The organism is Enterococcus sp. AZ089 (assembly GCF_050547225.1).
In the GTDB taxonomy this organism is placed as follows: domain Bacteria; phylum Bacillota; class Bacilli; order Lactobacillales; family Enterococcaceae; genus Enterococcus_D; species Enterococcus_D entomosocium.
This window is the reverse complement of the sequence record NZ_CP172954.1, coordinates 679,760-702,500: the sequence shown is the minus strand read 5'-3', so window position 1 is coordinate 702,500 and position 22,741 is coordinate 679,760. Positions and strand designations below refer to the sequence as shown.

Genomic DNA, 22,741 nt, shown 5'->3' with positions numbered 1-22,741 from the left:
CATTAACGGGCTCTAACTTGTTGTAGGCACACGGTTTCAGGATCTATTTCACTCCCCTTCCGGGGTGCTTTTCACCTTTCCCTCACGGTACTGGTTCACTATCGGTCACTAGGGAGTATTTAGCCTTGGGAGATGGTCCTCCCGGATTCCGACGGAATTCCTCGTGTTCCGCCGTACTCAGGATCCTCCTAGGTGTTATCCAAATTTCGCCTACGGGGTTTTTACCCTCTTTGACATACTTTTCCAAGTATTTCGACTATCTGAATAGACTACCATATCGGAGTCCTACAACCCCAACAAGCAAGCTTGTTGGTTTGGGCTTTTCCCGTTTCGCTCGCCGCTACTCAGGGAATCGAATTTTCTTTCTCTTCCTGCAGGTACTTAGATGTTTCAGTTCTCTGCGTCTACCTCGACTGCGCTATGTATTCACGCAGACGTAACATCCTATAAAAGATGCTGGGTTTCCCCATTCGGAAATCTCTGGATCATAGCTTACTTACAGCTCCCCAAAGCATATCGGTGTTAGTCCCGTCCTTCATCGGCTCCTAGTGCCAAGGCATCCACCGTGCGCCCTTATTCACTTAACCTTTGACCTTACGGTCGGTTTTGAGTACTTCTTCTAGCGATAGAAGGTTGCTCAAGAAAATAAGCGTTGAACTTATTAAAAAACTCTTTTAACATTTCAACTCGGTGTGTGTTACTTGTTTTGATTTTTTCTTCGATATCCAGTTTTCAATGAACAAATTTGTTTGAGAGTAAACCTCTCAAAACTGAACAAAGGCAAACGATGTGTAGTCTTCCGAAATATTCCTTAGAAAGGAGGTGATCCAGCCGCACCTTCCGATACGGCTACCTTGTTACGACTTCACCCCAATCATCTATCCCACCTTAGGCGGCTGGCTCCAAAAAGGTTACCTCACCGACTTCGGGTGTTACAAACTCTCGTGGTGTGACGGGCGGTGTGTACAAGGCCCGGGAACGTATTCACCGCGGCGTGCTGATCCGCGATTACTAGCGATTCCGGCTTCATGTAGGCGAGTTGCAGCCTACAATCCGAACTGAGAGAAGCTTTAAGAGATTAGCTTAGCCTCGCGACTTCGCAACTCGTTGTACTTCCCATTGTAGCACGTGTGTAGCCCAGGTCATAAGGGGCATGATGATTTGACGTCATCCCCACCTTCCTCCGGTTTGTCACCGGCAGTCTCGCTAGAGTGCCCAACTAAATGATGGCAACTAACAATAAGGGTTGCGCTCGTTGCGGGACTTAACCCAACATCTCACGACACGAGCTGACGACAACCATGCACCACCTGTCACTTTGCCCCCGAAGGGGAAGCTCTATCTCTAGAGTGGTCAAAGGATGTCAAGACCTGGTAAGGTTCTTCGCGTTGCTTCGAATTAAACCACATGCTCCACCGCTTGTGCGGGCCCCCGTCAATTCCTTTGAGTTTCAACCTTGCGGTCGTACTCCCCAGGCGGAGTGCTTAATGCGTTTGCTGCAGCACTGAAGGGCGGAAACCCTCCAACACTTAGCACTCATCGTTTACGGCGTGGACTACCAGGGTATCTAATCCTGTTCGCTCCCCACGCTTTCGAGCCTCAGCGTCAGTTACAGACCAGAGAGCCGCCTTCGCCACTGGTGTTCCTCCATATATCTACGCATTTCACCGCTACACATGGAATTCCACTCTCCTCTTCTGCACTCAAGTCTCCCAGTTTCCAATGACCCTCCCCGGTTGAGCCGGGGGCTTTCACATCAGACTTAAGAAACCGCCTGCGCTCGCTTTACGCCCAATAAATCCGGACAACGCTTGCCACCTACGTATTACCGCGGCTGCTGGCACGTAGTTAGCCGTGGCTTTCTGGTTAGATACCGTCAAGGGATGAACGTTTTACTCTCATCCTTGTTCTTCTCTAACAACAGAGTTTTACGATCCGAAAACCTTCTTCACTCACGCGGCGTTGCTCGGTCAGACTTTCGTCCATTGCCGAAGATTCCCTACTGCTGCCTCCCGTAGGAGTCTGGGCCGTGTCTCAGTCCCAGTGTGGCCGATCACCCTCTCAGGTCGGCTATGCATCGTTGCCTTGGTGAGCCGTTACCTCACCAACTAGCTAATGCACCGCGGGTCCATCCATCAGTGACGCAAAAGCGCCTTTCAACTTTCTTCCATGCGGAAAATAGTGTTATACGGTATTAGCACCTGTTTCCAAGTGTTATCCCCTTCTGATGGGCAGGTTACCCACGTGTTACTCACCCGTTCGCCACTCTTTTTCTTTCGGTGGAGCAAGCTCCGGTGAAAGAAAAAGCGTTCGACTTGCATGTATTAGGCACGCCGCCAGCGTTCGTCCTGAGCCAGGATCAAACTCTCATAATGATTTGTTTGAATGACCATACGGTCATTAAGCTCATAAAAATTAACTTTGCTAGCTATTGCTTGCATGTATTTGTTTCAATAAATTGAAACGTCCTACACATTGGTTCGTTTGCTTGCTTTGTTCAGTTTTCAAAGGTCTACCGTGCTGTGTTAGCAACTTTTATATCATATCAGAGCGACAATTGATTGTCAACTCTTTTTTAAAAGTTTTTTTCGCTCGTTGTTTTTCAACTTCGCAGCGGCTGTCTCAGCGACTTCATTAGAATAACAAATGATTTGTTATTTGTCAACAACTTTTTTTTAATTAATTTTGTTGATTTATCAACATCGATTAACTATTTTATTGTTGCGACTTCGTTATAATATCATCTGTTTCATTTTTGGTCAAGCATTTTTTTGAAGTTTTTTCAAACGCTCTTTTGACCCGCTGACTCAATTGCCAACGTTGACTAATTTACCATTCTTCTTGACTTAGGTCAAGGAAATATTTCATTTTATTTACAAAAAGTTTTCAATAAAAAAAGACCGTTGTAACGGTCTTCAGTCTTTTCGCTAGTATTCAGGTGCTAAAAGAACGGAACGCCTTCGATCTTATAGTCTTCAATGATCTTACGAAAGATATTGGGCTCTTCCCACGCATACCCCTCTGGCAGCTGTTGCGTTTGTCCTGCTTCTTGAGTTTCAAAAACAAATAAAGGAATATTTTGCGTATCAATATTTCCGTTTGTGAGTTCAACGAGTTCGATCGCTGTCACATCAAGGTGAATACGGTCTTTAAACAATTGTAAGATCGTAGCCAAGCCGGTTTTATCTTCAGAAAAATCCGTTGACGCTAATTCCGCAGTGCCTTCGTGTATTTGCATCAAAAATCGTTTCGAACCATTTGTTAAGTGCATCATAACTGTACCCGCTACTTTTTTGGATCCCAAAATACCCACCTCAGTTATTCATCTGTTTGTAAACTAATTTTAGCACATTTTCAGAAAATATGCACGATTATCTGTTGCTGTTTTCTTTTTCTAACATTTCTTTAGCTTCTTTCACCCACACTGGTAAAGCTTCTCCAACCGTACGGAAACCAATCCGCTTATTCTTATTTGTAAAGTAGCGTTTACGCTTAAAGGGTGGCTGAACAAAACTTGTTTCCAATGTACGGCGGGACAAACTGATCTTTTGGCTGTATTCGTCAATATCAATGATTTGTACACGGATTTTTTGGCCGATCTGTAAGACTTCATGGATATTTTTAGTAAACCCGGATTGGATCTCTGAAACATGGATCAAGCCTTGCGTTTCTTTATCTAACGAAACAAATGCACCATAGGGTTGAATCCCAGTGACTGTTCCTTCTATAATGTTCCCGATTTGATAATTCATAGTCTTTCCTCTCTTTTCCACTTTCATTATACTTGAACTAGTGGTAGATTTGAAGCATCAGAAACAACGTTACACAATATAGGAGGGAAACGCATGATCAATTTTGACAAAGTTCATCCGCGCTTAAATACCAATAGCGTCAAATGGGATACAATTGCAAAAACCTATAAGGAAGAAAACTTATTGCCGCTTTGGGTAGCCGACATGGATTTTCTGGCACCAGAACCAGTGAAAAAAGCGTTAGAAAAAGCAGTTGCCCAAGGGATCTATGGGTACTCCACCATCCCTGATTCGCTGCTTGAATCCATCATCGATTGGCAACAAAGACGTCATGGTTATACCATCAATAAAGAAGCGATCCTTTTTAATAGCGGTGTCGTTCCTAGTATTGCACTAGCGATCCAAAGTTACACCCAAGAAGGAGATGCCGTATTGATCCACGATCCGGTTTACCATCCCTTTGCCCATGTTGTCAAAAACAATCAGCGTACCTTAATTCAAGAACCCTTATTGGAAAAAGATGGACGCTTCGTCATCGATTTTGATGCGATGGAACGAACGATCATCGAAAAGAAGGTAAAATTGTTTCTTCTATGTAATCCGCATAATCCTGGTGGCCGGGTATGGTCCAAAGAAGAACTACTGGCGATCGGCCGTATTTGTCAAAAACATCAAGTGATCGTTGTCAGTGATGAGATTCATCAAGACATCGTTTTTGCACCAAATCACTTTGTTTCTTTCCAAACAGTTGAGCCAAACTTTGCCGATTTTTCAATCATCTTGACTTCAGCAACCAAGACCTTTAATTTAGCTGGGATCAAAAATTCGATGGTATTCATCAAAGATAAAAACTTGCGCAGCCAATTTGCAAAAACACAGGAGCGTAACGTTCAAGGGGAGATCAATACGTTTGGATTGATCGCTACTGAAGCAGCGTATCGTGAATCTGAAGAATGGTTAGAAGAACTATTGTCCTACTTAGAGGCGAATCGCACCTTTGTCTGTGACTTTTTGACTGACCAACTGCCAACCGTGTCGTTTCAAAAGCCTGAAGGAACTTACTTGATCTGGCTAGATTTTTCTGCCTATGGCCTAACGGACAATCAGCTACATAGAAAACTGATCAAAGAAGCCAACGTCGTGTTGAATCAAGGAAGTATCTTTGGTCCCCACGGGAGTCACCATATGCGACTAAACTTTGCCTGCCCTAAAGAGCTATTAGAAAAAGCACTCAATCAAATCGCCGCCGCGTTTAAAGACCAATCGATCGATTAACGCTTACGTGTAAAAAAAGAACCCTAAAGCTGCCATTTCAACGGTCTCCTGAGGATGACCGTTGAAACTGCTTTTGGGTTCTTTTTGTTTTATTCGCTGATTTCGATCGTTTCGATCACTACATCGTGCACCGGACGATCTTGTGGTCCCCGTTGCACACCAGCAATTTCATCAACAACTGACATTCCTTCGATCACATGACCGAAGACTGTGTGACGGAAATCTAACCAAGGAGTACCACCTGCTTGATAGGCTTCGATGATTTCAGCTGGATAACCAGCACCTTCTAATTGACCTAACATGTTTCTAGGAACATTTTGGTTGTTTACGATGAAAAACTGACTGCCGTTAGTATTCGGACCAGCGTTTGCCATGGATAAAGCGCCACGAAGATTGAACAACTCTTTTGAAAATTCATCTTCAAAGCTGCCACCATAGATGCTTTCGCCGCCCATCCCTGTACCAGTTGGATCGCCGCCTTGAATCATAAAATCAGGAATGACACGGTGGAAGATGATCCCATCGTAATACCCTTTTTTCGCTAATTCAACGAAGTTTTTCACTGTTTTTGGTGCCAATTCTGGGAACAATTGTACAACTACATCCCCACGATTGGTTTTGATGACTGCTTTATGGCCAGTTTGTTTTTCTAATGCTAACTGTGGAAATTCAGACACATTAACTCCTCCTTCTCTCTCATAAATCCATGATAGCAGAAAATTGAAAAAATGCTAGTTTGGATAATTTTTGCTATAATGAAGCTATTCGTACAATACGAACACGCTTCACCCCAACGTGGTTAGAAAAGAGGAATAACATGGATATTTTTGATATAACGATTATCGGCGCGGGACCTAGCGGGATGTTTTCTGCTTTCTATGCCGGTATGCGTAACGCCAAAACCAAGATCATCGACAGCTTGCCGCAATTAGGCGGTCAGCTTGCTACTTTATACCCAGAAAAATACATCTACGATATCCCAGGTTATCCGAAAATCAAAGCGGGCGATCTTGTCCAAAACCTGGAAAAACAGTTGACGACCTTCAATCACCAATATTGTTTAGAAGAGACCGTCTTGTCGGTCGAAAAACAAGAAGACTATATCGAAGTCACTACCGACAAAGGAATCCATTACTCGAAAGCCGTGATTTTGGCTTTAGGAAACGGCTCCTTCCAGCCGCGCAAACTGACTTTGCCAGAAAGCGAGCGGTTTGAAGGATACGGCTTAGACTATTTTGTCACCGATTTGATGAAGTATGCCGGACGCAAAGTAGCGATCGCCGGTGGCGGCGATTCTGCCATCGATTGGGCATTGATGCTGGAGCCGATCGCTAGTGAAGTCTACTTGATCCATCGCCGTCCTGAATTTCGTGCCCATGAACATAGCGTCAGCAAATTGCAAGCTTCTGCCGTCAACATTTTGACTCCCTATGTGATCCAAGAGATTCAAGGAGAGCAACGTTTGACTGGTGTCTCGTTGCAGCAAGTCAAAGGTGATGAAACGGTCAGCCTTTCATTGGATGCTTTAATCGTCAATTACGGTTTTTCTTCCACATTGAACATCAAGGATTGGGGCATGAAAAGCAGCCGCCAAGGAGTCTTCGTCTCTTCAGATATGAGCACGTCTGTTCCTGGGATCTATGGCTGTGGGGATGTCGTTTTATACGATGGAAAAGTCGACCTGATCGCTACTGGTTTCGGGGAAGCCCCAACTGCGGTGAACAATGCGCTCCACTACATTGATCCCAAAACGCGGACACAACCTGCCCATAGTACAAGTCTTTTTAAGGAGTAGCTGAGATGAAACAAGCTGGTCAACGTCAACTTGCCGCCTATAACCACCCTTTACAGGGGGAGACCATCACCGAGCAAATGGTTCAGTATCTGGAAGCCTTCGATCATGCCGAAACGGCGGTCCACAATCTGGCCGTTGCCCAAGAAGCCAAAGGATTGGCAGAACGGTTTCAAGTCAATGCGGATAAAGCTTACTTGGCAGGACTGCTGCACGATGTCAGCGTCGTCATCCCTAATGAACAACGAATTTCCTTGCAAATAGCGGTAGGCGAACCGATCTTAGACGCGGAGAGGCAAGCACCTTTTTTGCTGCATCAGCAGCAATCCGCTTTGTTGGCAAAAACGGTTTTTCAGGTGTCTGATCCAGACATTCTGTCCGCCATCAGCTGTCATACCACCTTAAAGACCCATTATAGTCGTCTCGATCTACTCGTTTTTTTAGCCGACAAAATCAAATGGGATCGCAAAGATCAAGCGCCTTTCTTAATCGGCTTATTAGACCGCCTCGATGATTCCTTGGAAGCCGCCGCTGGGTATTATATGGACTGGCTTTTTGCTGGTGACTTGGTGGTCCCCCATCCTTGGGCAGTGGCAGCCAAAGCAGAACTAGCAAAAACCTGTGCTTCAATGGATGTCAGAAGGGACTAAAACCCAAATGGCATTGGTTGCAACTGGAATAAGGCACTACTTATGATTGCAATCCATCAGTCGCACGTTGACTTTTGAATAAACTATTTTTACATGGAGGGGAACTATATGGTATTAGAAAGCAAAACACTTGAAGACAAAGCAAGAGAATTGTTGGCCGACCGCGGTGTCTCACTGCAAGACATCGGCGAATTGGTGATGTTCTTGCAAAAAGATTACATTGAAGGCATCACGTTGGAGATGTGTATCGAAAGCGTCAACGCTGTCTTAAGCAAGCGGGAAGTCCACAACACGATTTTGACGGGTGTCCAATTGGATATTTTGGCAGAAGAAAATCAACTGCTGCATCCACTGCAAGAAATCGTCAAAGAAGACGAAGGGCTTTATGGGATCGATGAGATCCTCGCACTATCCATCGTCAATGTGTACGGCTCCATCGGTTTTACTAACTACGGATACATTGATAAAGTCAAGCCGGGCATTTTGAAAGAACTGAATAGGCACGACGGTCCCCGCGTTCACACCTTTTTAGATGATATCGTAGGTGCCATTGCCGCTTCTGCCGCAAGTCGCTTAGCCCATCAACACCCAAGTAAATCTCATTACATCACGCAATAAAAAAAGACCAACGATCCGCCTTCTGCAAAGGAAGTGGATCGTTGGTCTTTTTTTCATTACGCTGTTTTTTTCAAGCCTCGTTTGCCCCACCAATAGAAAGCAAAAAAGAAGACTTCAATCAAGACAAAAAAGAGAATAAAGCAATGCATGAAAAACGTTTCTGGCAATACATTGATGATCGGATCGGTGGCTGGATTAAATAGCCAATCGTCGTTACTGAAGAAAATCTCATGGAACGTAACGAAAAAGCGATCAAAGCCGACTGCCATCAAAAACCCGAAAATCAGCGGCAAAATCATCCCCCATTGAAAGGGACGAATCAAGCGCCATTGCTGTTGTTTTTGCCGTAACCGATTGACGAACCAGATACTGGGCAGCACCGTGACGATCATCACGGCATAATTTAATAGAAACAACTGCTTCACATCGTAAAAATGCCCAGCGCCAGCTTCAGACATTGGAAAATCGGGCAAGGCGAGCGTACTTGCAAAGGGATTGTTTAGAAAATCTAGCAATAAGCCATAGTTCTTCAACAACTCTTCTCTTGTTAGCGAGGTATAATCCAGCAGATTTAAGTGATCGACATCAAACCAATATAACGGTCGAAAATTGATCGTTAGGGTGATCGCTAGACTGACCAAAAACAAAAACAAGCAGACAAATCCTAAGCGTTCAAGCCACACTTGTTTTTTCATTGTTCAAAATCCCACTCATCTAAAGAATCAACCACATAGGTTGGTGCTACTGGTAATGTCGGAACTGCCGCTTTCGGGGTAAATCCAGATAATACGAGCAAAGAATCGATCCCGTTTTGGATCCCCGAACGGATATCCGTTTCATAATTGTCCCCCACCATCAAGACCTCTTCTTTTGATAAGCCGATGTGTGCCACCGCTTTTTCCATAATGATGGCTTCTGGTTTGCCAATAAAAATCGGTTGCATTTGGGTGGCAGTCTCCACCATTGCAATCAGTGAACCCGCACCTGGCAACAAGCCTCTTTCCGTCGGGATATTTTTGTCTGGATTGGTCCCGATAAAGGTAGCTCCTTTTTGGATCGCTAACGTTGCTAAAACAAATTTTTCATACGTCACGTGGTTGTCTAAACCAACCACGACATAATCCGGATTGGTTTCTTCCCACTCAAACCCAGCAGCTAAGATCAAATCGATCAACCCCGCTTCGCCGATCACAAACACTTTGCGGCCTTTGCCATGGTCTTTCATAAAATCGATCGTTGCCAAGCTTGCGGTATAGATCGTTTCTGGTGCCACGTGAATCGAAAATTCATCCGCCAATCGCTGTGCCACGACTTCGGGACTGCGGGTCGTATTGTTGGTCACAAATAAATAAGGCAGTCCTTTTTCTTGTAAGGATTCTACGAAGCGTTTCCCAGCAGGGATCGGCTCTTTTCCTAAATAAATCGTGCCGTCTAGATCAATCAAATAGCCTTTATATTTCATCTTATTCTTCCCTTTGTCGAATCGTAAACTCTTTTTTGCCTTTTTTCACCGTAGTTGTTTCGGTTTTTTTGACGTTTTTTTCTTTTGGTTTACGATTTTTAATCGTTGGTTTGCTTTTCTTCTGCGGAATTGCTTCACGCTTTTCTTCTATATGTGCGTTTTGTTGTGTAGTTTGATTTTGATTCGTTTGAGCTGGCTTTTTCTTACGTCTTCGGGAGGTACTTTTTTCTTTCTTGCCGCCAACCCTCTGGATCACGAAATAGGCACAACCGAAGTTGCAATACTCATACAAATAGTCTTCCAGCATGTCAATGCGCTGATCGGGTAATGCTTTGCGGTTATCCTTTTCAAAAAAGCCTTTCAAGCGTAGCTGTTCATAACCCCAATCACCTACGATATAATCATAGCGTGCCAAAACTTCACTGTAACGCTCACCAAGTTTTTCAGGATCGAAGCCTTCACGATAATCCATGACCAATTTGTATTGTCGATTGCCAATCATTAATTCTTCATCATTCAACAAAGTCACCAACTCGCCTTTTTGCGGTTGTTTCGCTGGTTCTTCAATAATTTCTTCTAGTACAGATGTCATTTCATCTGTGATCGTTTGTTTTTCGGTCATTTTTTCACCACCTGCTGTTTATTATACCTTGTTTTATTCCTCAATGATAGTCGCGGTTTTCCTCAAAAAACCACTGGAGGAGTACCAACTACTGAATAGGGTATTTCTGACTCAAGTAATCACCGACCACCGTCCGAATAAAGTCTGGAAAAAGAAACTCAACAGTTCCAGCAATCTCGATCGTCGGGAAAAACGGAATAAACAAGTAGTGATCAACAAGAGTCAACGTGTAGCTTTGAGAGACATCAACTGGTTCTTGCTTCCACAAAACTTGGTGGTTTTTTTCATCAAAGCGAATGCCTTCATAAACCAGTTCGCCAAAAATCTTCCCTCGAAAGCCCATCCCCATAATTGGGAAATTGCGCAAAAAGTTGCGATTTTTTTCCATCTCTAAGACCAATCGAATGACATCCGCGCCTTGCAGCGTCACTCGAATCAAATGCATCGGATGGGGCAAAATCGTGTGCAGCTGATCTTGATCGACCCGTCCTTGTGGTAAATCATCTAAAAATAGCCCCGTATTTAAGATGGCGGCATCCGTCTGTCCTTTGGCACATAATGCCAAAAGAGCCTCCCGAACCAAGGAATGTTCACTTTGCCAATCCCTCGTAAACGCTGCTGGAATTTCTGCCACCTGATTTGCCCGCAGCAAGCGATGGCCGATTGATAGATATTCGGCGATCTCGTCCTCATCTTGCGGAAAAGCCACCAACGAATCCGTCGGAATCACACGTGCGCGATGCTTGATCGGGCGGTGGTGATCATCTAAGACCACTTCGACTTCGCCAATGTTAAAACCAAACTTGCCAGCTGCGCCAATTTGAACCCCATTGATGACTTCGCCCTTTTCAAACAAATGGTGCGTGTGGGAACCTAATATAACATCTAACTCTGGAAAGTCCCTCGCAATCTGGCGGTCAGCATTGATGCCTAGATGGCTCATCAAGACCAGCAGATCGACCTCGGGGCGCAAATGCTGCACCAATGAAGGCAAAATCTCCAAGGGTTCGCGAATGTCCCAACCGTTGGGGGCATATGTTAGCGGAAACGGTGCCGTAAAAGCGATCAAGCCGATTTTGGCTCCTTGATTGCTTTCCATGATTTTGTATTCTTGTGCCCACTTTGGCGGACGCAAATCCTTTTTATCAAATAAGTTGCCTAAAATGACCGGAAATGCTGCTTGGTCATACAGATGCTGCAAGACCTCTTTGGGATTGCCGACTCCCTCATTGTTCCCAATCGTCACCGCATCATAATGCCCTTGATTCATCAAGTCGACATTCGCCTTGCCGTCAGTTGCTTCTGTCAAAGGATGCCAGCGATCGACAAAGTCGCCTAAGTCGACCGCGATCACTGTCTCTTCGGTCGTATCCGCTTCTCGTTTTCTTTGATCCAAATAACGCCGCATCTTCGGCCAATGTTCTAGGTGGGAATGCAGATCGTTGGTATGGATAATCGTAATTTTTTCCATTGTGCGCCTCTTTTCAAATACGTCGCCTGAAATCACTATCCGTTTCTCTTGGCATCAAGGGTTGCCAGTAGAAAGACGACGGAATTCTCTACAAAATAAGCATAGCATAAAATCTCTGGGAAACCATTGGAATGCTTGGAAAAGAATGGTGACTTTTTGTAAAAAAGAAACAGTTACAGTGACAGTTGTTCAAAAGAAAAAATCACTTTTCTGACTGTAAAAAGGAAAGTGATTTTTTCTGGTTATTTGGGGGAATTGCAACCGATAACACGGCGGAGGCAATTCGTTGAAGCGAAAATAAAGAGTTCTTGAAACGAAGATTCTATCGAATATCGAGAGCAGGTAATCCATGTTTCAGTTCGTCAGAACTACTGATTCTTTGAGAGTATAAAAATCGCCAACGGAAAAGTTATCAGAGTAAGGTTCTAAACAGGAATAAAGCCTTTGTATCAAAAATACAACTTAACCCTCTGAGAGCTGCTATCGATTGCCTAGATTTAAAGCAGAATACAATTAGAACAGCCCTTGGTATCACAAAGACTTTCAGACAATAAAAAAACCTAAGACAGTCTGTCTCAGGTTTGAATGATCATCGATTCAATTAGTACTACTGCTTTCTTCAAAAGCAGGCAGTTTTTCAATCAGACACATGGAGAATCCTGCTTAGTGCTGCTTCCTTCCGGATCTGACACGCTTCACAAGACCTCCATTGTCCTAGCCTTTCGGCAAAACTTAGTATAACGTATTTCGTTAGAGATTGCCAGCCTTTTTTTGTTTTTTCTTTTCTCGTAATGCTCGGAAAAAATCTGTTAGCAGCTGGCCGCATGCTTCTTCTAAAATGCCGCCTTCCACATAGGACCAATGGTTGAAGCGCTCATCTTCCAATAAATTCATCAATGTACCAGCAGTGCCGCCTTTGGGATCGTAGGCACCAAAATACACTTCTTCCACCCGTGCCAATAACATCGCCCCACTGCACATCGGGCATGGTTCCAAGGTCACAAACAGCTGCGCTTGTTCTAAGCGCCAACTTCCGACAGTGCGACAGGCTTCCTCGATCGCAAACATCTCCGCATGCGCTGCGGCTTGTTGCTGCGTTTCTCGTAGATTGTGCCCACGACCAATGATTTTGCCATCCAAGACGACGACAGCACCGATCGGTACTTCTGCCACACCTTCTGCTTTTCGGGCTTCTTTGATTGCTTCTTCCATAAAGAACGCTTTTTCCTCGGCAGTCAAGGTACTTGTTTTTTCCACGACTTCACTTTCACTCCTCTACCTCGCACCATTTCGTGCATTTCCTTGTTAGTATAACGAAAAACGCTTAGAAAGACGAGAAAAACTCGCAAAGACCGATGTCCCTGCGAGTTTCAAATGGAATGATTGGCTTAAAAGACGGAATCAACAAAGCTCGTCAACTTGTCTTTGACATGTTCTGTCGAATCTTTGATGTTGTCTCCGTAAACAGAGATTTTGTTGCGGCCCTCATTGACTTTTTTCATCACACCTAACAACGAATCCAATTCATTGTCAGACAAGCCGTCTACGACATCCAACAATTTTTCATTGCCGTTGAATTTGTCATCGACAAATTTCTTTACTTTGTGTCGGTTGCAAGCGAAGCGTACTTTATTGAATACTTTGTCTGATACAACGACGGCAGTAGTGATCCCAGCGATCGCTGCAATGCTTAATCCAATCGTTACTTTTGATGATGTTTTCATATCGATCAGCTCCCTTATTTTGCTACTTCCATCATAGCACGAGGACTGAAATAAAAACACTATTTCGTTTAAATCGCTTTGAATCTTAATCCTTTTGGAAAGAAGTTTTTCACAGTTCCTTGGACTTGTTTTCCAAAACCGACGGGGATCTCATCGACTGTCAAAATCACCCATCCAGCATTTCCTGGCACGCTCATGGTTTCACCTGCCACATACTGCTGCCATTGCGGCAAAGTGATCGGCACTGTCGGTGCCCCTTCTTCTGCATGGATCGCCAATGCCAACGCATAACTAGGTTCGATCCGATTCTTTTTAACGACGCCGACATGCAAACCTGGGCGCATAAACTTGATCCCTTTTAAAGAAGGCATTTCTTCAGGAACGAGCCAGAGGTTTTCTCCTAGCAGCTGAGGTGTCGCATTCAGTGCCTGTAAAAAAGGAAACTCCTTGCGAAAGGCTTGCCACAACTTTTGAGTCGTTGCATCCAATGGGCTCTTGGCTGTCGCTCCTTTGCCTTTTTTCTTCTTTTTCACTGGCGCTGCTTCTGCTTGGGAGGTCAATTTCGCAGCGAAATGACCTTCTCCTTGGTTTAAATGCGGCCATAAGCGGATGGTTTTCTCGATCCCAGATGCAGCTCCCCACTCGCTGCGCCCATGAGATACATTGGCCAAGTCGATCGCTTCGATTGTGAAGGGATACTCCTCCATTAACCAAGCCATCATCGCTTCGTTTTCTTCAGGGGCAAAGGTACAGGTGGAATAGATCAGCTGGCCCCCCGGTTTTAGCATCGCAACGGCTTGTGCCAAAATGTCTTTTTGCCTGATCGCACACTGATCAGGTGTTTCTGCCTGCCATTCTTCTAAGGCGACGGGATCTTTACGAAACATCCCTTCACCAGAACATGGGGCGTCCACCACGATCTTGTCAAAAAACTGAGGAAAATGGCGGCTCAATTCTTGTGGAGCCTGATTGGTGACGACTACATTCGGAAAGCCCCAACGCTCCACATTTTCTGATAGGATTTTGGCACGCTTCGGGAAAATCTCATTTGCTACAAGCAGCCCTTTTCCTTGTAATTGGCTTGCCAGCTGCGTTGTTTTGCCTCCCGGTGCCGCACATAAATCTAAGACCCGCTCCCCTGGTTGAGCGGCTGCGATCGTTGCCACGATCATCGCACTAGGTTCTTGGCTGTAGACATAGCCAGCTTGATGGAGCAACGAACGGCCTTTGACTTCGCCAATATAAGCCGCTTCTGCATAGGGGGCGGGTACAGCAGCTGGTCCATATTTTGCCAGCATCGCTTGTGCGTGCGGCTTAGCAACATTCAAGCGAAAGCCTTTGACTGGCTGATTATCGGTTAAAGCGGTAAAAAAAGCTGGTGCTTCTTCTCCTAGCAACCGTTGGTATTTTTCAATAAATGGTGTTGGTAATTGCATACTACCCCTCCTCGGCTTTTTTATTCTAGCGACTGAGAAGCAATTATGCAAGAATTCCTTGAGCAAATGGCAAAAAAACTGCAGCTGAGTGAAGTGGGCGACTAAATCGCTTCGACTTCTCTTTGCTGCAGACCTTTTTTTATTTAAAAATCGCTTTTTTGACACTGCTTTCGATGAATGGCTCAGAGACACGGTTGTCCCAGAATTTGATCAGTGGGCCCACTAAAAAGGCACTGATGAAGGTTCCGATCCCGATTGGCCCGCCTGTGAAGAGCCCAATCAAGGCAAAGGCAACGTCTTGAATCACCCGCACCACTCGATAGTTGGCTTTCGTCTGATCGACGATGGTTGGGGCGATCGCGTCGTAGGGGGCGCTACCCAAATTCGCTGACATATAAAACGAAGCACCGAAGGTAAAGAAGATGATCCCGATCAACAAGAACAAGCCTTGCTGCCACCAGTTATTTGGACCGACGGATAACCAATCAAAAACGTTGGTATAAAAGTCGATGAAAAATCCTGTCAGCACCATATTGATGACCGTCCCGATGCCGATATGGCGACGGCCAAAGATAAAAATCAATACTAGGACAGCGATATTGATCATCAATTGATAGACCCCAAGGGATAACCCTAGCAGCTCGCCGACACCGATATTGGCTGCTGTGTATGGGTCTAGCCCTACTCCGCCAACCCGCAGCAATGCCGCCCCGAATCCTAAAATGGCGACACCAATCAACGCATAAAGCGAGCGTATTCCTGTTTCTTTTTTCATTAAAATTTCCCCTTTTTTCTCATCTGTTCTTTCAAGTATAACGAGAAAAAAGCAAAATGGGAATTTCAACGCTTCACAGGGCTTTTTGTATGGAAGGGATCTGGCTTAGTCATCTCCTTTGCTTCTATTGAAAAGCCAGCGGCAATAATCATTGCTATTGCGTATCTTAGTTTTCGTTTCTTACAGATACGCGTGCCTCGTCCATTACTCGGGCTTCACTGGAACCATCACTTCAAATATCTGCAATTCTTTTTGTGTGGTAAAGACTTCATCTTGCCATAACAATTCCCAAACATCGCCATCGATTTTCAACTGCTTCTCTTTTAGAAAGGCTTGGATGCGGTGGGTAAAAGCGGCAATTTGTTCTTCTCCCTCACTGACAAATCCAGAAACATACGTACCAGCGGGACGTGTGATGATCAGCTTTTCCGGATAGAGATGTAGCCGATCTTGGGGAATCAAGATCAATGCCCGATAAGGCGATGCGTGAAAAGTCTGATCCTCCAACGTCGTTCCTGCACTTAAAAAGCCGATGGGATAGCCACTGAAGGCATCTTTATAATCCACTAGCGGATAAAAACGGGCGTACACTTGATAAGCAGATTCTGGATCATCGCCAGCGATCTCTTCGGAAACGATAAACGCCTCTGCTTCGTGCTGCGCTATCGTAAAGGTCTCAAAATCGGCTTTCTGTACTTTTTCATAGCGCTGGATGTAGCGATCGAAGGTTCGTTCCAATTCTTGTAGCGCAGCGATTTTGTCACGGACTTGTCCTCGCCGTTCCACAAGTTCCTTTTGCGTATATTCCGGGTTGCGGTTTTTCAAAAATTGGCGAATGTCTTGCAAGGGCATGTCTAAAGAACGCAACATCAAAATCACGTCTAACTCAAGGCATTGTTCAAAGCCGTAATAGCGATAGCTGTTTTCACCAATCGATTGCGGTTTGAACAAATCGATTTGATCATAATAAATCAATGTGCGCCGACTCACGCCAGCATAAGCGGACATCTCACTGATGGTCAATTGTTTTTTCAAAAAAATTTCACTCCTTGCTTGACTGTAACGTAACGTTACAGTTTATTCTACCATAGAACGACATTTTTGGAGGGAAATCATGAAACAATTACAGTTATTTTATAAAGAAGAACGACGCTTCTTTTTCAGTTTATTTCTTTTGATGCTAGTCCAATCCTTCGGCACACTCTTGTTGCCGTATTTTTTGGCAAAAATCATTGATGAAGGGATCTTAAAAGTCGACACGACGGCCATTTGGCACAATGGCTGGTGGATGTTTGCCATTGCCATCGGCACCGTGATCGTCTCGGTAGGCGGTAGTTATTTATCTGCCCACCTTTCAGGAAAATTCGGGCATTTTTTGCGGATGCGCTTTTTCAAAAAAACACAAGAACTCTCTGTATCCGCTGTTGATGGCTATGGTACACCCACTTTGCTGGCACGTACCACCAGCGACATCAACAACATCCAACAAATTTTGATGATGGCGCTGCAAATGATTTTGCCAGCCCCAATGATCGTCGCAGCTTCGATTTTTCTAACCGGCACCGTCTCTTTACGGATGATTTGGGTCCCAATCGTAGCGATCCTATGTTTTTCAATGATCGCTTATGGGGTGATTCGCAAAGCGATCCCATTATCACAAATCACGCAAAAACTAGTCGATAACATGATGCGGATCTTACGAGAAACCTTTACCGGCGCTCGGGTGATTCGGGCATTTGACAAAGCGGCTTACGAAAAAGAACGGACAGATCAAACCTTGACGGAATATGCGAAAACCATGATTAAAGTCAATCGCCTCTTTGCTGTCTTGAATCCGACCGTCAACTTAGTAATGGGACTCTCGATTTCGACCATCCTAGTCTACGGCGGCTATCAAAGTCTTCAGGGCCACCTAGCTATTGGTAGTATTACTGCCATTATCGAATACACGATTTTGAGCCTTTGGTTTTTGACCATGGCAGCGATGGTGATCGTGATGGTGCCTAAAGGCTTGACTTCCTTACAACGAATCGAAGAAGTCTTAGAAGAACCAATTGATTTGATTGACGGTGACCAAACCTTAAAAAAATCCGCCTTGTCAGAAACGATCGCCGCTTTCAATCACGTGCAATTTACGTATGAAGGCGCCGAAGAACCTGTCTTAGAAGATATCAGCTTCGAGATCCACCGAGGCAAAACGACAGCGATCGTTGGCGGAACCGGCTCTGGCAAAAGCACCATCGCCAAAGCGCTGTTGCGTTTCAAAGATGTGACTGCTGGTTCGATCACGCTTTTTGGCCGCAACATCAAAGAGATCTCACAAGCCGAATTACGGGACCAAATTAGTTATGTCCCGCAAAAAGCGCTCTTGCTTAGCGGCACGATTCAAGAAACCTTGCGTTTCGGCAATCGTCCAGCAACCCATGAGGCGATGGCAAAAGCCGCTGAAGTTGCTCAAGCCAAGTCATTTATTGAAGGCTTGCCTGAAGGTTATGAAAGTCCGGTTGCTCAAAAAGGCAGCAATTTCTCTGGCGGTCAAAAGCAACGATTGAGTATTGCCCGAGCGCTGACAAAGCCCGCAGAAATCTACTTCTTTGACGACAGCTTTTCTGCTTTGGATTATCAAACAGACGCCAACTTGCGGCGTGCATTGAAAGAATACACGAAAGATGCCGCCGTCATTATCGTGGCTCAACGGGTATCGACCGTCAAAAATGCCGATCAAATCATTGTCTTGGATAACGGCAAAATGGTCGGTAATGGAACCCACGAAGAATTATTACGCACTTGCCAAACTTATCAAGAGTTTGCCTCATCTCAAGGAATGGGAGGAATGAAGGATGAGTAAACAAACAATGGATACACCAAAAAACATGAAACATACAAGCCGGCGCCTACTTCGATTACTAATGGAACAAAAAGCCCGCTTTCTGCTGATCATCGTCTCTGCCTTGTTCTTTTCCTTACTAATGTCCATCGCCCCTTTGATCTTGGGACGTGGACTGGATAATCTGATCGCCTTGTTTCAACAAGAAGGCTGGCAAATCAATGATTTTTGGCAAAGTATTTTAGGCCCGGTCGTCCTATTAGCGGGAACATGGCTTTTGATCAGTCTCTTTTCCTTGCTACAAGAGTATACGATGGCCAGTGTCAGTGAAACCCTGACCTTGACTTTACGCAAACAAATCAGTGACAAATTCAATCGCCTGCCTATCAGTTTTTACGACAAACATCATACCGGCGATATTTTAAGCCGAGTGATTCTCGATTTAGATAAAGTGTCCGAAGTCTTACAAGTCGGTTTGATGCAGCTGATCACCGCAACCATCAGCATTACCTTCGGCTTGATCGCCATGCTTTATCTCAGCCCATTACTGACGATCGGTGTGGTCCTGATTTTGCTTTTGAGTGCTTTTGTGACCACCGTTCTCGCACGAAAAAACTTGAGCTACTTTACCAAAAACCAAGAAACATTAGGTGCAGTCAGCAGTCGTGCGGAAGAGTTTTATACCGCAAATCCGCTGATCAAATCCTACAACCAGCAAATTGCCGTTGAAGCGGAAATGGCGGAATTGAGCGAAGCTCAATTTAAAGCTTTTCGGAAAGCACAGTTCGTCAGTGCAGCTATCAATCCTTTCGTGCGCTTTATCAATCAAATCGGCTTTATCTTAAGCGCCGTCGTTGGTGGTCTGATGGTGTTGCAAGGGCAATTATCCATTGGTCTTGTACAAGCCTATCTGCAATACATCAACCAAGTGTCTGAACCGATCACGCAAGCTTCTTATATTATGAATACCTTGCAAAGTGCCTTAGCATCTCTCGAACGAATTTTTGAGATCCTTGATTATCCTGAAGAAGAAACAGCGACCCAGCAACTGCCGGTACCGCAAACCATCAAAGGAAAAATCGATTTCCAACACGTATCCTTCGGCTACAACAAGGAAAAACTCCTGATGGAAAACGTCGAATTTTCCGTCAAACCAAAACAAACGGTTGCGATCGTCGGACCAACAGGCGCTGGAAAAACCACCATGATCAATCTTTTGATGCGCTTTTATCCTTTGAACGGTGGAAAGATTTTGCTGGACGATCAAGACATGATGTCCTTTTCGGCACCGGCAGTACGGAAAAAATTCGGTATGGTGCTGCAGGATACATGGCTGTTCCAAGGAACCATTGCTGAAAATATCGCATATGGCAATCCCGATGCCACTCGGGAAGACATCTTGGCTGCAGCCAAAGCCGCCCAATGCGACCACTTCGTGCGGACCCTGCCCAACGGTTACGATACCGTCATTGGCTCCGAAAGCGAACTGTCTCAAGGACAACAACAATTATTGACGATCGCCCGGGCGATTTTAGCGGACCCAACGATCCTGATCCTTGATGAAGCCACCTCCAGTGTCGACACTCGGACGGAACAAATGATCCAAACGGCAATGGATCGTTTGACCCAAGGAAGGACCAGTTTTATCATCGCCCATCGTCTTTCTACCATCAAAAATGCCGACTTGATTCTAGTGATGAAAGACGGCTCCGTCGTCGAAAAAGGCTCCCATACTCAATTGCTGGCACAAGATTCCCTTTACGCCCAACTATATAACAGCCAGTTTGCAACAGCTTGATGAAAAAGCCGAACCACCAACCAATGACTTTATAAACTGTCGAGGTTGTGGTTCGGCTTTTTTCTTTTTCCTTAAAAATCTGTGAGCACCAAAGCTAACTACTATTACCTTCAATTGTTTCTTTTTTACTCAACTTTTTTTAGTGCTGCTTGGATAAGTGGTACTTTTCCTGGTTCTTTTTTTATGATTGCCATTAATTTTCCTGAAAAAAGTTTTTTCTCTTGGCAATTATACCCGTCTAGATCTGCGGGATCGCCATTAGCAAGTCCGAGGATTGTTCCATTCTTTACCAAAACCGCTACAAGTTCGTCTGCAGTTGGCACCTCGATCCCTTCTGAATCGATTCCTTGGATCTCAAATAGAGAGTAGTCCGATCCACAGAATCGTTCTTTAACTGTGACAGAATCAGTCGGACCGCTTGTTTTTCTAGTTGCTTCAATTGTTTGATCCTCTTTGATACCAATGGCTTTTAAACAACCTGGTTCATAAGGAATACGCCAAGATAGGCCATCTTTATCATTTTTTTTCTTTCCAAAACTCTTCCCGTTCAGAAACAACTCAACAGTATGACAATTAGAAAAAATCCTCACCTCCGTAACCCCTTGGTCAATTGTTAAACCTTCTTTGTTCCAGTGAGGAAACACATGAACCATTGGTGTTTCAGTCCACCTTGATTGATAATAATAAAAAGAATCCTTTTCAAATCCGACCGTATCTGTAATTCCAAATTGAGAACTGATTCCAGGCCAGTGAAACGGTGCTGGCTCACCGTAGTAATCCATAAATGTCCACAAAAAGACACCTCCCATATAGGCATGTTCTTCTAAGTAACGCAGTACTTCTGTCGGTTTAGCCGTACCACCGGTTCCTGGCTCTTCAGGCTTTCGTTTCCCAGGTAAGACCATAGAATAAAGAGAGCCAAAGTTTGAAGTATGACATTTTTCGCTGTTATCTTGATAGACCCCTCTTGTCGAAAAGTAAGAAGCACTTTCCGTACTAAGATATGAAAATAGCGGATACTTTTCCTTTACAGAAACTAAACCTGTCCCATTTACAGCAGACTCAGGATAATTGACCCCGTTCACATCAAAAATACGCATATAAGAAGCATCCACCTGACCAGCAGGATTAAGTAATTCCGCTGAAACAATGAGACTTTGCGAAGTATGGGTTCGGATCACAGCTGCTAATTTTTGTGCCATTCGGTAAGCAAGCGGCGTATGACCAATCACCTCTTCATTACAAAGGGACCAAAAACAAAGAGAAGGATGATTACGTGTTTGCTTCACCATTTTTACCAGCTCATTTGTCCGCCACTCACTAGATTCCAAGATGCGGTTCTCGTTCATAACGATGATACCTAACTCATCACATAATTCAAGGAGATCTTTGGAAGCAAAGTGATGTGCACTGCGATAGGCGTTTCCCCCCATTTCTTTCATTTTCAACAGCTTATACCGTAAAATATCTTTTGGTAATGCGACACCTAGACCACCAAAATCTTGATGCTCACAGACCCCTCTTAATTCTTTACGTTCCCCATTAAGCAGAAAACCTTTCGTAGTATATGCGACTGTCCTAATACCAAAACAAAGCTGATAGTCATCGATTTGGTTCTCGCCATCAAATAGTTGAAAAGTAGCTTGGTATAGATGTGGATTCTCGAGAGACCATAGCTGAGGCGCGCAGATTTTTTGACAATAACTCCATTCTGTTGTCGCCAAAGGATCCACGTTACACTCATGGATATTTTGTTGATCAGCCACCTGACTTTTGATCGTTATCTTTTGTTTTTTCTCAAAATGATGGTTAGCAAGACCAATGGTGATTTTAAGGAGCGCTTCCTGCTGGTTTATTTCAGTTGTTTCGATAAACGATGCTTCTGCCACAATCTGAAGCTTTGGTTTTATTTCTAAATATACATCCTTATATATACCTGCTCCCTCATACCACCAGCCTTCCGCGCCTTTCGTCGTATCCACTTTGATCAACACCACATTCACTCCCTCTGAGCCGATGCGTATCAGTTCAGAGACATCAAAAGAAAAATCAGAGTATCCACTGTAATGATCACCTAGAAATACACCATTAAACCAGACAGATGCCATACGCATGACGCCCATAAAGTGGAGAGTCACTTGCTTTTCGTTCACTTCATCTAGAGTTAACGCAAAAGTCTTACGGTAATAGGCAATGCCATCTGGCTTTGATCCACTCATCAGTAAATCGGGATCATTAACATACGGAAGTTCATTTTTCCAATCATGAGGGAGATCAACAGATACCCAATCTTCGTCAAGTTCACTTTCCAAAGCAGTATTCGCCAACATTCTCAAGCCTTTTTCACGATCACCTTGAGCAATCAGCCGTAGAAAATGTTCTCCACCAGCACCTATCAAAACAGTATCCCCCGCTTCATTTTCAAGCGGAGCTGCCAAGCCACCGATAGCTGCGGCTTTTCTGACTGTTTTCATTGGCTCTTCTATCTCACCTAAGTGAAATTGCCAGCCATCATTCAGTAATCGATTTTGTCTCATTT

At 44.5% G+C, this 22,741-nt stretch carries 19 protein-coding genes, 2 rRNA genes and 1 other RNA gene (1 of these 22 only partly in view); 6 read left to right on the top strand and 16 right to left on the bottom strand.

The genetic code is table 11. The features are described 5' to 3' along the window. The 4 genes from IGJ01_RS03220 to IGJ01_RS03205 all read right to left on the bottom strand — a co-directional run. Positions 1-587: ribosomal RNA gene (locus tag IGJ01_RS03220) — 23S ribosomal RNA — on the bottom strand (it extends 2,328 nt beyond the left edge of the window). A gap of 228 nt (positions 588-815) precedes the next feature. Beyond that, a 16S ribosomal RNA gene (locus IGJ01_RS03215) occupies positions 816-2,375 on the bottom strand. Together the 16S and 23S rRNA genes form the textbook arrangement of a ribosomal RNA operon. A 566-nt stretch (positions 2,376-2,941) precedes the next feature. Next, complete coding sequence (locus IGJ01_RS03210) at positions 2,942-3,304, bottom strand: hypothetical protein (protein WP_008378091.1); 363 nt, start codon at positions 3,302-3,304, stop codon at positions 2,942-2,944. 67 nt (positions 3,305-3,371) lie between these two features. After that, on the bottom strand, positions 3,372-3,752 hold the full coding sequence (locus tag IGJ01_RS03205) for a CvfD/Ygs/GSP13 family RNA-binding post-transcriptional regulator (protein ID WP_008378090.1): 381 nt from the start codon (positions 3,750-3,752) through the stop codon (positions 3,372-3,374). A gap of 93 nt (positions 3,753-3,845) precedes the next feature. Between IGJ01_RS03205 and IGJ01_RS03200 the strand changes: the two genes are divergently transcribed. Continuing rightward, positions 3,846-5,027, top strand: coding sequence for a MalY/PatB family protein (locus IGJ01_RS03200; protein WP_430601398.1), 1,182 nt, complete (start codon positions 3,846-3,848; stop codon positions 5,025-5,027). Positions 5,028-5,116: 89 nt separating this feature from the next. Here IGJ01_RS03200 and IGJ01_RS03195 read toward each other — a convergent pair whose 3' ends face one another. After that, positions 5,117-5,704, bottom strand: a complete 588-nt coding sequence (locus IGJ01_RS03195; RefSeq protein ID WP_430601397.1) for a peptidylprolyl isomerase — start codon at positions 5,702-5,704, stop codon at positions 5,117-5,119. A 140-nt stretch (positions 5,705-5,844) separates the two neighbouring features. On the opposite strand from IGJ01_RS03195, the gene IGJ01_RS03190 reads away from it, so the two are divergent. The 3 genes from IGJ01_RS03190 to IGJ01_RS03180 all read left to right on the top strand — a co-directional run bounded on the left by IGJ01_RS03190 (position 5,845) and on the right by IGJ01_RS03180 (position 8,087). Beyond that, on the top strand, positions 5,845-6,822 hold the full coding sequence (locus IGJ01_RS03190) for an NAD(P)/FAD-dependent oxidoreductase (protein ID WP_010748839.1): 978 nt from the start codon (positions 5,845-5,847) through the stop codon (positions 6,820-6,822). Between the two features lie 5 nt (positions 6,823-6,827). After that, positions 6,828-7,469: a bis(5'-nucleosyl)-tetraphosphatase (symmetrical) YqeK gene (gene yqeK / locus IGJ01_RS03185; protein ID WP_430601396.1), complete on the top strand. Its 642-nt coding sequence runs from the start codon at positions 6,828-6,830 to the stop codon at positions 7,467-7,469. 108 nt (positions 7,470-7,577) lie between these two features. Further along, positions 7,578-8,087, top strand: a complete 510-nt coding sequence (locus tag IGJ01_RS03180; RefSeq protein WP_430601395.1) for a phosphatidylglycerophosphatase A family protein — start codon at positions 7,578-7,580, stop codon at positions 8,085-8,087. Positions 8,088-8,143: 56 nt separating this feature from the next. Here the strand turns inward: IGJ01_RS03180 and IGJ01_RS03175 are convergent, their stop codons facing one another. The 10 genes from IGJ01_RS03175 to IGJ01_RS03130 form a co-directional block, all read right to left on the bottom strand. Then, on the bottom strand, positions 8,144-8,782 hold the full coding sequence (locus tag IGJ01_RS03175; protein WP_074536563.1) for a TIGR01906 family membrane protein: 639 nt from the start codon (positions 8,780-8,782) through the stop codon (positions 8,144-8,146). Then, a complete protein-coding gene (locus tag IGJ01_RS03170) occupies positions 8,779-9,549 on the bottom strand; it encodes a TIGR01457 family HAD-type hydrolase (RefSeq protein ID WP_008378075.1) in 771 nt (256 codons plus the stop codon). The genes IGJ01_RS03175 and IGJ01_RS03170 overlap by 4 nt, the downstream gene beginning before the upstream one ends. Before the next feature lies 1 nt (position 9,550). Beyond that, complete coding sequence (locus tag IGJ01_RS03165) at positions 9,551-10,171, bottom strand: YutD family protein (RefSeq protein ID WP_005231988.1); 621 nt, start codon at positions 10,169-10,171, stop codon at positions 9,551-9,553. A gap of 88 nt (positions 10,172-10,259) precedes the next feature. Next, positions 10,260-11,642 carry a bifunctional metallophosphatase/5'-nucleotidase gene (locus IGJ01_RS03160; RefSeq protein WP_008378070.1) on the bottom strand — a complete coding sequence of 461 codons (1,383 nt, stop codon included), beginning with the start codon at positions 11,640-11,642 and terminating at the stop codon, positions 10,260-10,262. 634 nt (positions 11,643-12,276) lie between these two features. Beyond that, positions 12,277-12,363: signal recognition particle sRNA small type (gene ffs / locus IGJ01_RS03155), an RNA gene on the bottom strand. Positions 12,364-12,392: 29 nt separating this feature from the next. Then, entirely contained in the window at positions 12,393-12,899 is a 507-nt protein-coding gene (gene tadA, locus IGJ01_RS03150) for a tRNA adenosine(34) deaminase TadA (protein WP_005231990.1), read from the bottom strand. A 131-nt stretch (positions 12,900-13,030) separates the two neighbouring features. Then, positions 13,031-13,366 (bottom strand): hypothetical protein, encoded by a 336-nt coding sequence (locus IGJ01_RS03145; RefSeq protein ID WP_005227636.1) that lies wholly within the window; start codon positions 13,364-13,366, stop codon positions 13,031-13,033. A 68-nt stretch (positions 13,367-13,434) separates the two neighbouring features. After that, entirely contained in the window at positions 13,435-14,802 is a 1,368-nt protein-coding gene (locus IGJ01_RS03140; RefSeq protein ID WP_008378065.1) for an RsmB/NOP family class I SAM-dependent RNA methyltransferase, read from the bottom strand. Positions 14,803-14,941: 139 nt separating this feature from the next. Next, the gene (locus tag IGJ01_RS03135) at positions 14,942-15,577 is read right to left on the bottom strand and encodes a YczE/YyaS/YitT family protein (protein WP_008378064.1); all 636 of its coding nucleotides are present in this window, start codon (positions 15,575-15,577) and stop codon (positions 14,942-14,944) included. Between the two features lie 204 nt (positions 15,578-15,781). After that, positions 15,782-16,585 (bottom strand): MerR family transcriptional regulator, encoded by an 804-nt coding sequence (locus IGJ01_RS03130; protein ID WP_016611256.1) that lies wholly within the window; start codon positions 16,583-16,585, stop codon positions 15,782-15,784. A 106-nt stretch (positions 16,586-16,691) separates the two neighbouring features. On the opposite strand from IGJ01_RS03130, the gene IGJ01_RS03125 reads away from it, so the two are divergent. Together IGJ01_RS03125 and IGJ01_RS03120 are read left to right on the top strand one after the other, a co-directional pair. Then, the gene (locus IGJ01_RS03125) at positions 16,692-18,425 is read left to right on the top strand and encodes an ABC transporter ATP-binding protein (protein ID WP_061053783.1); all 1,734 of its coding nucleotides are present in this window, start codon (positions 16,692-16,694) and stop codon (positions 18,423-18,425) included. After that, complete coding sequence (locus IGJ01_RS03120; protein WP_005231996.1) at positions 18,418-20,202, top strand: ABC transporter ATP-binding protein; 1,785 nt, start codon at positions 18,418-18,420, stop codon at positions 20,200-20,202. Before IGJ01_RS03125 ends, IGJ01_RS03120 begins: the two co-directional genes overlap by 8 nt. A gap of 125 nt (positions 20,203-20,327) precedes the next feature. Here IGJ01_RS03120 and IGJ01_RS03115 read toward each other — a convergent pair whose 3' ends face one another. Then, complete coding sequence (locus IGJ01_RS03115; RefSeq protein ID WP_429970139.1) at positions 20,328-22,739, bottom strand: glycoside hydrolase family 2 TIM barrel-domain containing protein; 2,412 nt, start codon at positions 22,737-22,739, stop codon at positions 20,328-20,330. Positions 22,740-22,741: the final 2 nt, after the last annotated feature.

Bases quoted from the DNA above. Each gene is read 5' to 3' on its own strand.
- IGJ01_RS03205 (WP_008378090.1), bottom strand. From the start codon at position 3,752: ATGAATTATCAAATCGGGAACATTATAGAAGGAACAGTCACTGGGATT.
- IGJ01_RS03200 (WP_430601398.1), top strand. From the start codon at position 3,846: ATGATCAATTTTGACAAAGTTCATCCGCGCTTAAATACCAATAGCGTC.
- IGJ01_RS03190 (WP_010748839.1), top strand. From the start codon at position 5,845: ATGGATATTTTTGATATAACGATTATCGGCGCGGGACCTAGCGGGATG.
- yqeK (WP_430601396.1), top strand. From the start codon at position 6,828: ATGAAACAAGCTGGTCAACGTCAACTTGCCGCCTATAACCACCCTTTA.
- IGJ01_RS03180 (WP_430601395.1), top strand. From the start codon at position 7,578: ATGGTATTAGAAAGCAAAACACTTGAAGACAAAGCAAGAGAATTGTTG.
- IGJ01_RS03175 (WP_074536563.1), bottom strand. From the start codon at position 8,782: ATGAAAAAACAAGTGTGGCTTGAACGCTTAGGATTTGTCTGCTTGTTT.
- IGJ01_RS03170 (WP_008378075.1), bottom strand. From the start codon at position 9,549: ATGAAATATAAAGGCTATTTGATTGATCTAGACGGCACGATTTATTTA.
- IGJ01_RS03165 (WP_005231988.1), bottom strand. From the start codon at position 10,171: ATGACCGAAAAACAAACGATCACAGATGAAATGACATCTGTACTAGAA.
- IGJ01_RS03160 (WP_008378070.1), bottom strand. From the start codon at position 11,642: ATGGAAAAAATTACGATTATCCATACCAACGATCTGCATTCCCACCTA.
- IGJ01_RS03145 (WP_005227636.1), bottom strand. From the start codon at position 13,366: ATGAAAACATCATCAAAAGTAACGATTGGATTAAGCATTGCAGCGATC.
- IGJ01_RS03140 (WP_008378065.1), bottom strand. From the start codon at position 14,802: ATGCAATTACCAACACCATTTATTGAAAAATACCAACGGTTGCTAGGA.
- IGJ01_RS03135 (WP_008378064.1), bottom strand. From the start codon at position 15,577: ATGAAAAAAGAAACAGGAATACGCTCGCTTTATGCGTTGATTGGTGTC.
- IGJ01_RS03130 (WP_016611256.1), bottom strand. From the start codon at position 16,585: ATGTCCGCTTATGCTGGCGTGAGTCGGCGCACATTGATTTATTATGAT.
- IGJ01_RS03125 (WP_061053783.1), top strand. From the start codon at position 16,692: ATGAAACAATTACAGTTATTTTATAAAGAAGAACGACGCTTCTTTTTC.
- IGJ01_RS03120 (WP_005231996.1), top strand. From the start codon at position 18,418: ATGAGTAAACAAACAATGGATACACCAAAAAACATGAAACATACAAGC.
- IGJ01_RS03115 (WP_429970139.1), bottom strand. From the start codon at position 22,739: ATGAGACAAAATCGATTACTGAATGATGGCTGGCAATTTCACTTAGGT.